General features: G+C 70.1%; 11 protein-coding genes. 6 read left to right on the top strand and 5 right to left on the bottom strand.

Annotation, left to right across the window (positions count from 1 at the left end; genetic code table 11):
* Positions 1–413 precede the first annotated feature (413 nt).
* Both ACWDR4_RS31620 and ptsP read left to right on the top strand, forming a co-directional pair.
* The gene (locus ACWDR4_RS31620) at positions 414–863 is read left to right on the top strand and encodes a PTS sugar transporter subunit IIA (protein WP_450413527.1); all 450 of its coding nucleotides are present in this window, start codon (positions 414–416) and stop codon (positions 861–863) included.
* A gap of 76 nt (positions 864–939) precedes the next feature.
* On the top strand, positions 940–2,610 hold the full coding sequence (gene ptsP, locus ACWDR4_RS31615) for a phosphoenolpyruvate--protein phosphotransferase (protein WP_450413526.1): 1,671 nt from the start codon (positions 940–942) through the stop codon (positions 2,608–2,610).
* A gap of 107 nt (positions 2,611–2,717) precedes the next feature.
* Here ptsP and ACWDR4_RS31610 read toward each other — a convergent pair whose 3' ends face one another.
* Both ACWDR4_RS31610 and ACWDR4_RS31605 read right to left on the bottom strand, forming a co-directional pair.
* Positions 2,718–3,611, bottom strand: coding sequence for a hypothetical protein (locus ACWDR4_RS31610; RefSeq protein WP_450413525.1), 894 nt, complete (start codon positions 3,609–3,611; stop codon positions 2,718–2,720).
* A 22-nt stretch (positions 3,612–3,633) separates the two neighbouring features.
* Positions 3,634–4,908 carry an MFS transporter gene (locus ACWDR4_RS31605; RefSeq protein ID WP_450413524.1) on the bottom strand — a complete coding sequence of 425 codons (1,275 nt, stop codon included), beginning with the start codon at positions 4,906–4,908 and terminating at the stop codon, positions 3,634–3,636.
* A 45-nt stretch (positions 4,909–4,953) separates the two neighbouring features.
* On the opposite strand from ACWDR4_RS31605, the gene ACWDR4_RS31600 reads away from it, so the two are divergent.
* Complete coding sequence (locus ACWDR4_RS31600; RefSeq protein ID WP_450413523.1) at positions 4,954–6,273, top strand: aminotransferase class I/II-fold pyridoxal phosphate-dependent enzyme; 1,320 nt, start codon at positions 4,954–4,956, stop codon at positions 6,271–6,273.
* Between the two features lie 20 nt (positions 6,274–6,293).
* Here the strand turns inward: ACWDR4_RS31600 and ACWDR4_RS31595 are convergent, their stop codons facing one another.
* Positions 6,294–8,270, bottom strand: a complete 1,977-nt coding sequence (locus tag ACWDR4_RS31595; RefSeq protein ID WP_450413522.1) for an acetoacetate--CoA ligase — start codon at positions 8,268–8,270, stop codon at positions 6,294–6,296.
* Positions 8,271–8,451: 181 nt separating this feature from the next.
* Between ACWDR4_RS31595 and ACWDR4_RS31590 the strand changes: the two genes are divergently transcribed.
* Positions 8,452–10,818 (top strand): glycoside hydrolase family 31 protein, encoded by a 2,367-nt coding sequence (locus tag ACWDR4_RS31590; protein ID WP_450413521.1) that lies wholly within the window; start codon positions 8,452–8,454, stop codon positions 10,816–10,818.
* A gap of 6 nt (positions 10,819–10,824) precedes the next feature.
* Here ACWDR4_RS31590 and ACWDR4_RS31585 read toward each other — a convergent pair whose 3' ends face one another.
* On the bottom strand, positions 10,825–11,358 hold the full coding sequence (locus ACWDR4_RS31585) for an NUDIX domain-containing protein (RefSeq protein WP_450413520.1): 534 nt from the start codon (positions 11,356–11,358) through the stop codon (positions 10,825–10,827).
* Between the two features lie 60 nt (positions 11,359–11,418).
* A complete protein-coding gene (locus ACWDR4_RS31580) occupies positions 11,419–12,210 on the bottom strand; it encodes a M15 family metallopeptidase (RefSeq protein ID WP_450413519.1) in 792 nt (263 codons plus the stop codon).
* Between the two features lie 246 nt (positions 12,211–12,456).
* On the opposite strand from ACWDR4_RS31580, the gene ACWDR4_RS31575 reads away from it, so the two are divergent.
* Positions 12,457–12,882 (top strand): Zn-ribbon domain-containing OB-fold protein, encoded by a 426-nt coding sequence (locus ACWDR4_RS31575; RefSeq protein WP_450413532.1) that lies wholly within the window; start codon positions 12,457–12,459, stop codon positions 12,880–12,882.
* Positions 12,879–14,069: a lipid-transfer protein gene (locus tag ACWDR4_RS31570; protein WP_450413518.1), complete on the top strand. Its 1,191-nt coding sequence runs from the start codon at positions 12,879–12,881 to the stop codon at positions 14,067–14,069. Before ACWDR4_RS31575 ends, ACWDR4_RS31570 begins: the two co-directional genes overlap by 4 nt.
* The last annotated feature ends 118 nt before the right edge of the window (positions 14,070–14,187 follow it).

The following is a 14,187-nucleotide window of genomic DNA, read 5'->3' as shown; positions in this document are numbered from 1 at the left end:
CTGGCGTTGATTTTTGGCACGCTGTTGAGTTCTCAAGGAACGGACGCTTCCTTCGTACTCACCCTCTCGGGCTTTCCTCCGGGCTTCCCTTCGGTGTCCCAAACTCTATCAGTGTTTTTCTGTCTCCCTGACCACCGTTCAGCAGGCATGCAGAACGAGACCCTGGGATAGGATCTGACAAGTTGGATGCTGCCAGGCAAAGGCACTTGATCGCGTCGCTCGGCCTCAAGCAGGAGTACGACTGTACACGGGCGCTCGGAGCACACGCAAATCGATTTCGTGGTGCCCTACGGACGTCAACCAGCGCCTCTCGTACGGAACCGGCACTTCATATGACATACGCTGCTCAACAGTGTGCCGTCCGGGACAGGCAGTGACGGCCGGTATGAATCTCCACCCCCGGGAGGCTTCCCTTGACCACCGTGACGTCCCCTCTTGCTGGACGCGCCATCGGACTGGCCGCTGTGCCGGATCCGGTCTTCTCCGGGGCCATGGTCGGCCCCGGCACCGCGATCGACCCCCTGCGTGAACCCTCGGAGGCCGTCGCCCCTGTGTCCGGAGTCATCGTCTCGCTCCACCCGCATGCCTTCGTCGTCGTGGACGACGAGGGCCACGGTGTACTCACCCACCTTGGTATCGACACCGTCCAGCTCAATGGCGAGGGCTTCGAGCTGCTCGTCAACAAGGGCGACACCGTGACGCGTGGTCAGAGCGTGGTGCGCTGGAACCCGGCCGCGGTCGAAGCCGCCGGCAAGTCGCCGGTGTGCCCGATCGTGGCGCTCGAAGCCACCGCCGATTCCCTCTCCGATCTCATCGAAGACGGCGCCGTGAAGGCCGGCGACAGCCTCTTCGGTTGGCAGTGACGTCAGCCGGACGATGACGGCAGGCAGGACAACCACCGCGGCGGCGGGACCCGCCGCACTAACGGAGACGGGTGAGATGGAGACAACGCTGCGAGGCGTCGGTGTGAGCCACGGTGTGGCGATCGGCGAGGTTCGGCACATGGGAACGGCGGTGCTCGAACCGCCTGCGAAGCAGATTCCGGCCGAGGACGCGGAGCGCGAACAGGGGCGCGCCCGCCAGGCCGTGGATGCTGTGGCCGCAGACCTGAATGCGCGCGGCAATCTGGCCGGCGGGGAAGCCCAGGCGGTGCTCGAAGCGCAGGCCATGATGGCCCAGGACCCCGAACTGATGGCGGACGTGGACCGGCGAATAGCGGTCGGGAGTACGGCCGAGCGCGCTGTGTACGACGCGTTCGCCGCCTACCGCGCTCTGCTCGCGGGTGCCGGGGAGTACCTCGCCGGTCGTGTGGCCGACCTCGACGACGTGCGGAATCGTATCGTCGCCCGTCTGCTCGGGGTGCCCATGCCCGGCGTCCCCGACAGTGACGAGCCGTACGTCCTTATTGCCCGTGACCTCGCACCCGCAGACACCGCACTGCTGGATCCCACGCTGGTGCTCGGCTTCGTCACCGAGGAAGGTGGGCCGACCAGCCACAGCGCGATCCTGGCAAGGGCCCTCGGTGTCCCCGCCGTGGTGGCCTTGCCCGGTGCGGGTGAGCTGGCCGAGGGCACGGTGATCGCCGTGGACGGCAGCACGGGCGAGATCTTCGTGGAACCCAGTGCGGAGAAGAAGGCGCAGTTGGAGGCGGCAGCAGCCCAGCGCAAGGCTGCGCTGGCAGCCTCGACCGGGCCCGGAGCCACCTCCGACGGTCACAAGGTGCCGCTGCTGGCGAACGTCGGCGGGCCTGCCGACGTACCGGCTGCCGTCGAGGCCGGGGCCGAGGGCGTCGGTCTCTTCCGTACCGAGTTCCTGTTCCTGGACGACAGCAAGAGCGCGCCGTCCGAGGCGAAGCAGATCGACGCGTACCGGCAGGTTCTCGAAGCGTTCCCCGAGGGGCGTGTCGTCGTTCGGGTGCTCGACGCGGGCGCGGACAAGCCGCTGGACTTTCTGACGCCGGCCGACGAGCCGAACCCGGCTCTGGGCGTGCGCGGTCTTCGGACCCTGCTCGATCACCCCGATGTGCTGCATACGCAGTTGACGGCGCTCGCGAAGGCCGCGGAGGGACTGCCGGTCTATCTCGAAGTCATGGCTCCGATGGTCGCGGACCGAGCCGACGCCAAGGCGTTCGCGGACGCGTGCCGTGCGGCCGGGCTGCGGGCGAAGTTCGGTGCCATGGTGGAGATCCCGTCGGCAGCGCTGCGGGCCCGCTCGATCCTCCAGGAGGTCGAGTTCCTGTCCTTGGGGACCAATGACCTCGCGCAGTACACCTTCGCCGCCGACCGTCAGGTGGGTGCGGTTTCCCGTTTGCAGGATCCGTGGCAGCCCGCGCTGCTCGACCTCGTCGCGCTGTCCGCCGATGCTGCGCGGGCCGAGGGCAAGAGCTGTGGTGTCTGTGGGGAAGCGGCGTCGGACCCGTTGCTCGCGTGTGTGCTGACTGGTCTGGGCGTCACCTCTCTTTCCATGGGTGCGGCATCGATTCCTTATGTGCGGGCGTCGCTGGCCAAGTACACGCTGGCGCAGTGCGAGCGGGCTGCCGCCGCAGCCCGGGCCGCGGACAGCGCCGAAGAGGCGCGCGACGCTGCTCAGGCAGTGCTGTCGGGCGAGTAGGCGGCCGGTCGGCGCCGAGTCGTTGAACAGATCGGCCCGGTGCAGATCTGTTCCGTTCGCCGAGGGGCGTCCCACTTCGTGTGGGGCGCCCCTCGCCCGTTGCTGGTTCAGTGAGCGTGGCCCGTGGTGGGCTCCTCTCCTCCGAGGTCGGGGGGTGTGCAGTAGTCGACGTCCGATTCCGGGGAGATCAGGTCGCCTGATTCGGCGTCGGTGCAGTAGGCGTCGAAGACCTCGCCGGCCGTCAGGGGCTCGATGCCGTTTCCGCGCAGGCGCCAGCCGTAGATGCGGTCGGTGGTGCCGGGGGCGGTGGTGCGCATGACGAGGCCTCCGGGGCTCTGGGAGGCGATCCCGAGAGCCAGGACCGTGGTGAATTCGAGGGCTTCGGCCTCGTCGAGTTCCGTGGCGCCCTCACTGTCGTCGTCCGCGTGGAGGACGGCGACCAGTGTTTCGGCTGGTGTCGTGACGCTGCAGACGAGGTGCCTGTTTCCCTGCGGGGCCGTGTCGATGATGCGGACCAGGAGGTTCGAGGCACGGGCGAAGGCCGCGTGTCCGATGTCCTCGCCGCAGGATGCGCAGGCGCCGATACGGGCCAGGAGTGTGGCGGCGTACTCCCAGGTCGCCTGCCGGACGGCCTCGTCGACGAGGTCCGGGACGAGTTCCGCGAGGGGGCGGCCGTCGTAAGGAACGGTGGGGCCCGTGGTCGCGAGTTCCGCTGTGAAGCGGGTGCGGCTGGACGGGGCGTCCGGGTCGAGGTCGGTGGCGGTGCAGAACTCGGCGTACTCCTCGGGGTCGAAGAGCGCGACGGTGGTGTGGTTGCCCTGGGCGGCAAGGCTCTTCAGGAGAGCTTCCACCTCGCGGAGGTAGGCCCTGTGGTTGTCGAAGGTGAAGGTGCGGTAGCGCCGCATCGCCCGGAAGTCGTGCTCGTCGGTGAGCAGGCCGATGGTGCCCGCGATTTCGCGGCGCAGAACGCGCCGCATGGTCGGGTGCCCGGTGTTCGCCATGATTCCCCCTGTGCGCAGTCGATCAATGCTCACTCACAGTAACCGGGGCCACTGACAATCGGGCCCGGGTCAGGCGGTCGCGGACAAGGCGGTGCTGGATCACGCAGGTCACAGCGATGCCGGCGCCGAAGCAGGTCCAGCCGAGGGGGCCGGTGGCGATGGCCGCCGTGACGGCCAGTGGACCGATGCTGCGTTGGACGGCTTGTGCGAGTCCGTGGACCCCGAGGTACGCGCCCTGAGCGCTGTCGGAGGCGAGGGCGACGGAGAGTTCCCAGGAGACGGTGGCGTGGAGCATCTCGGCCAGAGTGAAGGCGGCGGCCGAGGCGGTGAGGAACAGCGTCGCGGAGACAGCCGTACCGGTTGCCGAAAGGGCCATGGTGACGCCGCCCAGGGCGAAGACCACGGACAGCGGGAGCAGGAGCCTACGAGCGGCCTTGGTGGTGGCGCCGAAGCGGGCCAGAGGGACTTGAAAGGCAACCACCATCACGTTGTTGAGGACCATCAGCAGTGGTGCGAGGCCGGTCGGTGCGCTGCCGGTGTGGGCGATCCAGAGGGGCAGGCCGACCTTGAAGACCGCGTCGTCGAGGAAGAGGACGGTCTCGGTCGCGACGTAGGCGAGGTAGGTGCGATCGCGCCAGGGATTCGCCGGTCTGGTCGTGGGCGTGGGGTCGGAGGACGTGGCTACCGTGCGGGAGGGCGAGGGGGGTTCGGCGCAGCGGAGGGTGAGTATCGCGGTGGCGACGAACGAGAGTGCGTCGCCGACGAGAAGCCATCGGTACGCCGTGGTGGTGCCGAGGGCCAGAGCCGCGGCGGCGGCAAGGCCGCCCAGGGCCCAGCCCGCGTTGGCAGCCGTCCGGTTGACTGCCTGATAGCGGACGCGGTCCGGGCCGGCGACGCGGGCGGCATAGAGCTTCGTGATGACGCTCGACGCGCGGTCGCCGAAGCCTCCGACGGCCGTACATGCGAGGAGCACCGCGTAGTGGTCGGTCGTGAGCAGGGTGAACGAGGCCAGGGCGCGCATCACTTGGACGGCGATCAGAACGCGGGTGAGCGGAAAGCGGTCGGCGAGGCGGCCACCCATGGGTGCTCCGGCGATGCCGATGACTCCCGCGGCGGCGACGAGTGTGCCGACCTCGGTAATGGAGAGGCCCGCGACATAGGTGAAGTACAGGACGGAGACGGATGCCCACAGGCCGCTGCCGATGCGGTCGACGAGGGTGATCAGGAGCATTCTGCGGCCGTCGAGGCCTCCTGGTATGCGGTCGGTCCAGGCTGCCGCGCGGCGCAGTGGATTCACGTCTCCCCCTTGCTTCGATTTATGTACTGATACATAATCTTCAACGTGGCAACACAATATGGGATCAGTGATACGACGGCCAAGGGGATTGCCTCGTCCGTCGAACGAGGTGTGTCCGAGGGGTCGTTGGGGCCGGGGGCCGCGCTGCCTCCGGTGCGTCGGCTCGCCGATGAGCTGGGGGTGAGTCCGGGGACGGTCGCGACGGCTTACAAGGAGCTCCGACGGCGCGGGATCGTGGTCACGCGCGGCCGGGGCGGGACTGTCGTGGCGGCGGCTCCGGCGGTTGCCTCGCGGCGGCCTCCCAAAGTTCCGGACGGGCTGCGTGACTTGGCCGGCGGGCACCCGGATCCCGATCTGCTCCCCCGGCTGGTGCCGCCCTCACGCCTGTCTCCTGGTGCCCGGTCGCATCGCGCGACGCCCCGGCTGACGCGGCTGGAACACGTCGTCCGGGAGTGGTTCGGGCCCGACGGGGTGCCGACGGAGCACGTGGCCTTCGCCCACGGGGCGCTGGATCTGATCGGGCGGCTGCTGTCGGTGGAGCTGCGGCCCGGCGATGCGGTGGCCATGGAGGACCCTGGTTACCACCATCTGCTGGACCTGGTGACCGCGTTGGGGCTGCGCAACGTCCCCGTTGCCGTGGACGACGAGGGGCTGCTTCCGGAAGCGCTGCGAGAGGCGTTGCGGACGGGTGCACGGGCCGTTGTGTGCAGCCCGCGCGCGCAGAATCCGCGCGGGGGGTGTTTCTCGGCGGCGCGCAGGGACGCGCTTGTCGCGGTGCTCCGGGAGGAGCCGGAGGTGCTCGTGGTCGAGAACGATCACGCGTCCGCCGTCGCGGATGCGCCCCTGTACACGCTGGCCTCGGGCGGGCTGGCCCGATGGGTGCACGTCCGCACGGTGAGCAAGTTCCTCGGCACCGATCTGCGGTGGGCCGCGGCGGCCTGTGACCCGACCACGTTGGCCCGGCACGACGGACGGATGCTGCTGACGTCGGGCTGGGTCAGTCATCTGCTCCAGGAGACCGTCTACGGGCTGCTGACGGACGACGGCACGCGCGCGTTGGTCGAGAGTGCGCGGGAAACGTATTCGCTGCGGCGGAACGCGCTGCTGCGGGAACTCGAACGGCACGGGATCCAGGCCCAGGGGGCGAGCGGGATGAATGTGTGGGTGCCCGTGCCGGACGAGTCCGCAGTGGTGAACGGGCTGCGGTCGTACGGCTGGTGGGTCGCGGCCGGGGCGCGGTTCCGGCTCGTGTCCGGGCCCGCGGTGCGGATCGCGGTGGCTGACCTCCGGCCGGCCGACGCTGTGCGGCTGGCCTCGGACTTCGCGACCGTACTGGTCGAGTCCGAGGCCACCTACGGTGGTTGACCGCTCCTCCAGGGTGCTGGTCAGGGGCGCTTGCGGGCCAGCTCCTCGTAGAAGCGCAGCAGGTCGAGTTTGTCGACGGAGCCGGGGTTGACGGCCTTCTCCAGGGGGCTGCCCTGGAGAAGGCGTTTCACCGGGACCTCGATGCGCTTGCCGGTGAGGGTGTGGGGAACTCCGGGGACCTCGATGACCTCGTCGGGGACGTGGCGCGGGGAGAGCTGTTCACGGATGGTCTGCTTGATGCGGTGCAGCAGTGCCTCGTCGAGGACGGCTCCGGGCGCGAGGTGGACGAAGAGCGGCATCCAGTAGCCGCCGTCGGGCTGTTCGACGCCGATGACGAGGGATTCCTTGATCTCGGGGAGTCGTTCGACGGCTTCGTAGATGTCGGCCGATCCCATCCGTACGCCCTGGCGGTTGAGCGTGGAGTCGGAGCGGCCGTGGATGATCACGGAGCCGCGCGAGGTGACGGTGATCCAGTCGCCGTGCCGCCAGACTCCGGGATAGGTGTCGAAGTAGCTGTCGTGGTAACGGCTGCCGTCGGGGTCGTTCCAGAAGTGGATGGGCATGGACGGCATCGGGTTGGTGACCACGAGTTCGCCGACCTCGTCCACGAGGGGTTTGCCGCTCGGGTCCCAGGACTGGAGGTCGGTGCCCAGTCCGGGCGCCTGGAGTTCGCCGATGTGCACGGGGAGGGTCGGTACGGCTCCTGCGAAGCAGGAGCACACGTCCGTGCCCCCGCTGACCGAGGCGATCCACAGTTCGGCCCCGCTCTGCGCGAACTCGTCGTGCAGCCAGCGGAATCCGTCGGGGGGCAGCGGTGATCCGGTGGTGGCGACGCACTGCACCTTGGAGAGGTCGAAATCCCGGGCCGGGTGCACCTCGGCCTTGCGGCAGGCCATGACGTACGCGGCCGAGGTGCCGAAGAGGGTCGCGCCCGTGCGTTCGGCGATCCGCCACTGGGCGCCCGTGTCGGGGTAGCCGGGGCTGCCGTCGTACAGGACGATCGTCGTACCCGTCAGGAGGCCGGAGACGAGGAAGTTCCACATCATCCAGCCGGTGGACGTGTACCAGAAGAAGCGGTCCTCCGGCCCCAGGTCGCAGTGCAGGCCGAGTTGTTTGAGGTGCTCGACGAGGATGCCGCCCTGGGACTGGACGATGGCCTTGGGGAGGCCGGTCGTGCCCGAGGAGTAGAGCACCCACAGGGGGTGGTCGAAGGCGACCTGTTCGTAGACGGGTGTCACGTCCGCGGAAGTGAGAGCCGACCATTCCAGGGCGCCGTCGGGGGCCTCGGTGCTCAGCAGCGGGATGTGGACGACGGCGCGCAGGGTGGGCAGTTCACGGCGGAGTTCGGCGACCGTGTCACGACGGTCGTGCTCCTTGCCGCCGTAGCGGTAGCCGTCGACGGTGAACAGCACGACCGGTTCGACCTGCTGGAAGCGGTCGAGGACGCTGCGGGCGCCGAAGTCGGGGGCGCAGGACGTCCATACGCCGCCCACGGCAGCCGTGGCGAGCAATGCGACCACGGCTTGCGGAACGTTCGGGAGATAGCCGCTCACGCGGTCTCCTGGGCGTACTCCGAGGTCGCGCAGCTCGGCGGCGAGGGAGCCGACCTGGCGGCGCAGCTCGGACCAGGTCACCGGGCGTGGTTCGTGGGTCTCGTCGACGTACAGGAGAGCCGGTTCGTCCGCGCGGGTGTCCGCCGCGCGCAGGGCGTGCTCGGCGTAGTTGAGCGTCGCCCCGGGGAACCATTCCGCGCCGGGCATCGAGCGGTCGCCGAGCACGCGCGCGTAGGGCGTCGAAAAGCCGACCTCGAACCACTCGGTGACGGCTTGCCAGAACGTGTCGAGTCGGTCCACGGACCAGCGGTGCAGTGCTGCGTAGCCGCCGTCGGCGGGGGCTCCGTGCCGTTCGGCCGCCCAGGCCTGGAACTTGGTGATCCGGGCCCGGGCGACGCGTTCTCGGTCCGGCTGCCAGAGAGGCGTGGGGTTCGTGGTGGACATGGGGCGGCTCCCGGACTGTGCGCGTGACACGGCTGACACGGACCATGCCATCTGATCGACTCCGACACCAGGGTGCGCCGCGCGGGTGTCGTGTCGCAGAGATGAAGATGTGGTCATTGCCGGGGTGAACGGATACTGAACGGTACGTATATCGGCCGAAGTCAATGGCAGGCTGAACAGCATGGACGGTCGTGACCTGGTGCGTTCGGTGAAGGCGGTCGGTTCGGCGGGAGCGGCTCAGGGGCTGCGTACCGTACGGGCCGCGTGGCGCAGGAGGCGTGCCGACGCCGCCGGGCTGCCGCCTCGGGGTACCGAGCGCGCGCGGGTGCCGGGGGCCGTGCGGGACGTGGAGCCGGGACCCGGTGGGGGTGTCGTGCGGTTCGCTCGGGCCGAGCTGCGGATCACCGTCGCAGTCAACGGGGCGGTCTTCTGGGGCTGGGACGGGGCCGGTCCCGAGCCGTCCTACGCGCTCGCGGGCCGCTGTCCGGAGCCGGATCCCCGTGCCTCGCTGGAGCCGGACAAGGACGGTGGCTGGCGGGTCGTGGCCGAGCGGGTGACGGTCGTGGTCTCGCGGCACGGTGCGGTGGACGTGCTCACCCCCGGAGGGGTGAGCCTGCGTCGGGAACTGCCGCCCCGCTGGTGGGAGTCCGTGGGTGGCGGTACGAGCCGGTGGATGCAGCGCTCCGAAGTGGCCGCGGACGCGCGGTTCTTCGGGCTCGGCGGGCGCGCGTCGGGCCTTCGGCTGCGCGATGGGACGTACCGCCTGTGGAACACGGATCCCGGTCGAGCCTTCGGTCCTGGCGACGATCCGCTGTACATCACCATGCCGGTGCAGCTGGTGGTCGCCGACGCGGCGACCCACCTGGTGTTCCAGGACACCTCCTGGGACGGCACGGTGACCCTGCGGGAGGGCGAGGAGGGCGCGGGTTCCGGGCACGACCGGGCCGGGACGTGCGAGCTGCGGATGGACGGCGGTCCGATGCGCTGCTGGATGATGGTGGGCACCCCCGCGCGCGTGCTGCACACCTGGGCCATGCTCACGGGTGCGCCCGCGCTGCCGCCTTCGTGGGCGCTGGGCCACCATCACGCGCGCTGGGGCTTCGGCGGCGAGCAGGGGGTGCGGCGGATCGTCGCGGGCTATCAGGAGCGCGATCTGCCGCTCGACGCGGTCCATCTCGACATCGACCACTTCGACGGGCACCGGGTGTTCACCGTCGACCAGGACGAGTTCCCCAAGTTGCCGGTCCTCGCCGAGGATCTGCGGCGCGACGGGATCCGGCTGGTGTCGATCGTCGACCCGGCGGTCAAGGCCGAGCCGGGCAACGCCGTGTACGACAGCGGGAGCACCGAGGACGCGTTCGTACGGGACGCGTCCGGGCAGCTCGTACGGGGAGTCGTGTGGCCCGGGGAGTCGGTCTACCCCGACTTCACGCACGCGCGCGTGCGGTCGTGGTGGGGCCGGATGTACGCGGAGCGGCTCGGGCAGGGGTTCGCAGGTTTCTGGCACGACATGAACGAGCCCACGTCCTTCACCGCTTTCGGGGAGTCGACCCTGCCACGTTCGGCCCGCCACGCGCTGGAGGGGCACGGCGGCGACCATCGTGAGGCGCACAACGTGTACGCCCTGTGCATGGCCAGGGCCGCCTACGAGGGGCTGCGCGAACTGGCGCCCGAGGAGCGGCCGTTCATATTCTCCCGCTCCGGGTGGGCCGGTATGCAGCGCTACGGAGGGACGTGGTCGGGGGACGTGGCGACGGGCTGGCCGGGGCTGCGCGCGTCACTGTCGCTGGTCATGGGCCTCGGACTGTGCGGGGTGCCCTACTCGGGCCCGGATGTGGGCGGCTTCGACGGGAGCCCGTCGCCGGAGCTGTACTTGCGGTGGTTCCAACTGGGCGCCTACCTGCCGCTGTTCCGTACGCACGCGAGTCTGCGGGCGGGGCGCAGGGAGCCCTGGGAGTTCGGTGCGGACGTGCTCGCTCACGCGCGCGTGGTGCTCGTCGAACGCCGGCGTCTGCTGCCGTACTTCATGACGCTGGCGCATCTGGCGCGGCGCACGGGGGCGCCCTATGTGCGGCCGTTGTGGTGGGGGGCGCCCGAGGACCGGGCGCTGCGGGACTGCGAGGACGCCTTTCTGCTGGGTGACTGTCTTCTGGTGGCGCCGGTGCTCGACCCGGGTGCGGACCGGCGTGCGGTGCAGCTGCCGCGCGGGCGGTGGTACGACACGGTGACGGAGCAGGCGTACGAGGGGCCCTGTCAGGTGCTGATCGACGCCCCTTTGTCGCGGATTCCGGTGCTCGCCCGCGCGGGCGCCGTCGTACCCGTGCGGGGTGCCGACGGCGGCCTGGAGCTGGAGGCGTGGGCGCCCGCCCTCGGGCGTACCGGGGGCGGGCTGGTGGTGCCGGACGAGGGTGACGGGTGGGAGGAGGCGGACATCGAGCGGTACGTCACGCGTTGGGAGGGGCGACGGGTGGTCGTCGAGCTGGACGGGGAGTACGGCGTGAGCGAGCCGTCCCTCCCCGTGCGCGTGCGGGGACTCGCCGGGCGCTGAGCGGGCTCAGTAGCGGCCCTCGAACCAGGCGCGTGCGGCCACCGTGTGCAGCGGGAAGGCCAGCTCCTCGGGCCTGCGCAGAAGGTGCCAGCCGTCGGTCTCATCCGTGGCGGCGGACTGCGGCAGGTGGTCGGCGGGGCGTTCCGGCAGGACTCCGAAGAGCAGCAGGTGCCCGTCCGGTGAACTCATCGCGTCGGCGAGCCGGACGTCGCGGCTCGCCGCCTCGATGCCCGTCTCCTCCCTCAGCTCACGGACGAGGGCCTGCCGCCAGTCCTCGCGGTGGTCGACGTACCCGCCGGGCAGGGCGGTGCCCCCGCGCGCGGGGGCGATGGTTCGGGTGATGACGACCAGGGCGGCGCCCTTGGTGTCGTACACGGGCTGGAGTGCCACCGCGACGGGCAGCGGGTTGCGGTAGGCCACGGTGCCGCAGGCGGGGCAGGTGCGGGGCCAGCCGGAAACGCCCTCTCCGTAGGGCGCTCCGCAGCGCGAACAGTGGGAGCCCGGCGCGGAGTTGTCGGTTGATAGTTGATTTACGGACACGCGGCGGACTGTATCCGATCATGCGGACGGGGCCCTTCCGGGGGTTCCTCAGGACGCCGGCTAGAGGGAACTCGCGGCAACAGGGAAGTCGAAGTACGTGTCCGGAAAGAGCTCGGGCTTGAACGTGAAGTGCCACCACTCCTCGGCGAGGTTGACGAACCCGAGGTCCTCCAGGGTGTCCTTCAGGAGGAGCCGGTTCGCGCGCTGCTCTCCCTGGATGCGCGGGTCCAGGGTGTGGGAGAGGGTGTCGAAGCAGTCGTAGCCCGTGCCCATGTCCACCGAGTTGTCCGGGAAGCGCTCGCTCTGGGCTGCGTAGCAGGGCACGAGGGGTTCCCCGGGCACGTACGGCCTGGTCGGTTCCGCCGGGAGCTTCACGATCGTCAGGTCCATGGTCGAGCCCCGGCTGTGGCCCGACTTCTCCGCGATGTAACCGTCCTCGAACAGGCGGGTCTTGTCGACGTCCGGATAGAACTCGCCCTTCATGGTCTGGTCGTCGAGGTCCTCGGCCCAGCGGACGAAGTGGTCCACGGCGCGCTGCGGGCGGTAGCAGTCGTACACCTTGAGCGTGTAGCCCTGTGGGCGCAGTTTCAGCTGGGCCTGGTGGAGGGCCTCGGCCGCGGGCCTGGTGAGGATGCAGATCGGCTGCTCGTAGCCGTCGATGGGCTCACCCACGAAGTTGTGCGGGGTGAAGTAGCGCATCTCCTGGATGATCGTCGGGTCGACGGACCTCAGGGCCACGAAGTCATCGGGCGCCCCGGCTTCCGGGGTGGACCCGACGGCGGGAGCGGAGGTGGCCAGCAGCAGGGCGAGCGCTGTCATCAAGCCACGTACTGCGACAGGAAGTCGTGTCATGTCTCCTGCATTTATCAGTTGTGGATCTCGCCGCGGAAGCGATTCGATGCGATCTCGCCTGATCGAACGGCAGGAACGGCCGGAACCACCCCCGTGGGCCCCGGCCGCCCCTACCGATACGACGACGCACGGACGGGGTGTCCGGTTCTGTGCGACGGCTGCCCAATCCGAAGTGACCGTGCCACACTTCTGACGTTCCGTCAGATCCAGGTCTCTGGAGGGGATGTGACACGTACCCGCACACCTGTGGTCGCCGGGTGGTTCACCGGGGACGGTGACGGTTTCCGGCTCCTCGGCACCCGCTGCTCGGCCTGCGCCTCGGTGTTCTTTCCTCGGGAGGACGTCCACTGCCGAAATCCGGGGTGTCCGGGCGGCGAGTTGGCCGAGGTGCCGCTGTCCCGGCGCGGGCGGGTCTGGTCGTACACCGACGGCAGGTACCGGCCTCCGTCACCGTATGTGACCGATCCGGAACTTCCATGGGAACCGTACGCGTTGATCGCTGTGGAGCTGGAGTCCGAGCGGATGGTGGTGCTGGGACAGGCGGTTCCCGGGGTCACCGTCGCCGATCTGACGGTGGGCATGGAGGTGGAGATCGTCCAGGGGGTGCTCCACGAGGACGCGGAGACGACCTGGACGACCTGGCACTGGCGACCGACGGGGGCGGTGGAATGACCGGAGAGGTGGCGGTGCTCGGCGTGGGCATGCACCCCTGGGGCAAGTGGGGGCGCGGCTTCACCGAGTACGGCGTGGCCGCCGCGCGCGCGGCACTCGCCGACGCGGGGATCGACTGGCGGGACGTCGACTCGGTCGTCGGGGCGGACACCGTGCGCGGCGGCTATCCCGGCTATGTGGCGGGGGCGACGTTCGCCAAGGCGCTGGGCTGGCAGGGCGCCCGGGTGACCAGCGTGTACGCGGCGTGCGCATCCGGGGCGCAGGCGGTCGCCGTGGCGCGTGCGCAGATCCTCGCCGGGCTCGCGGAGGTGGTGCTCGTCGTGGGCGCGGACTCGGCGCCGAAGGGGTTCTTCCGGCCGGCCGGCGGGGACCGGCCCGACGACCCGGACTGGCTGCGGTTCCGGGTCCTGGGGGCGACGAACCCGACGTACTTCGGGCTGTACGCGCGGCGGCGAATGGCCGTGCACGGGGACACCCTGGAGGACTTCGCGCAGGTCAAGGTGAAGAACGCGGCCCTGGGGGCGCTCAACCCGAACGCGCGCTACCGCAAGCGGGTCACGGCCGACGAGGTCGCCGCGTCCGCGGTGGTCGCCGATCCGCTCCGGCTGCTCGACATCTGCGCCACCTCGGACGGCGGGGCGGCGCTGGTGCTGACCGGCATGGAGTTCGCGCGTCGGCAGGGGGTGGCGGAGCCGGTGCGGATCCGGGCGGTGTCGACGGTGACACCGCGGTACCCCACCACGGTGCTGGACCTGCCGGACATCGCCACGGACTCCGCGGTGGCCGTGGAGCCGACGGACGGCACCTTCCGGGCGTCGATCGCATGGGCGGCCTACGAGGAGGCCGGCGTCGGCCCCGAGGATCTGTCCCTGGCCGAGGTCTACGACCTGTCCACCGCCCTGGAGTTGCAGTGGTACGAGGATCTGGGCCTGTGCTGCGAGGGCGAGGCGGCGAAGCTGTTGCGGGAGGGCGCGACGGCTCCGGGTGGGCGCATACCCGTCAACACCAGCGGCGGTCTCGCCTCCTTCGGTGAGGCCGTGCCCGCACAGGCCATCGCACAGGTGTGCGAACTGGCCTGGCAGTTGCGGGGGGACGCCGGTGACCGGCAGGTCGCGGGGGCGCGCGTGGGCATCACAGCCAACCAGGGCCTGTTCGGGCACGGTTCGTCGGTGATCGCGGTGCGGTGAGGAAGGTAAGGCCCCGGTGGGCGGGCCATACGCATGGAGTGTGCGCCCAGTTGGGGACTTCCACGCTCCGGGATCGGCCCGGAATCGTGCGTGAACACCTCGTGAACTGCGCCCTGGC

The organism is Streptomyces sp. NPDC000878 (assembly GCF_053599695.1).
This window is presented reverse-complemented; position numbering and strand designations above follow the sequence as displayed.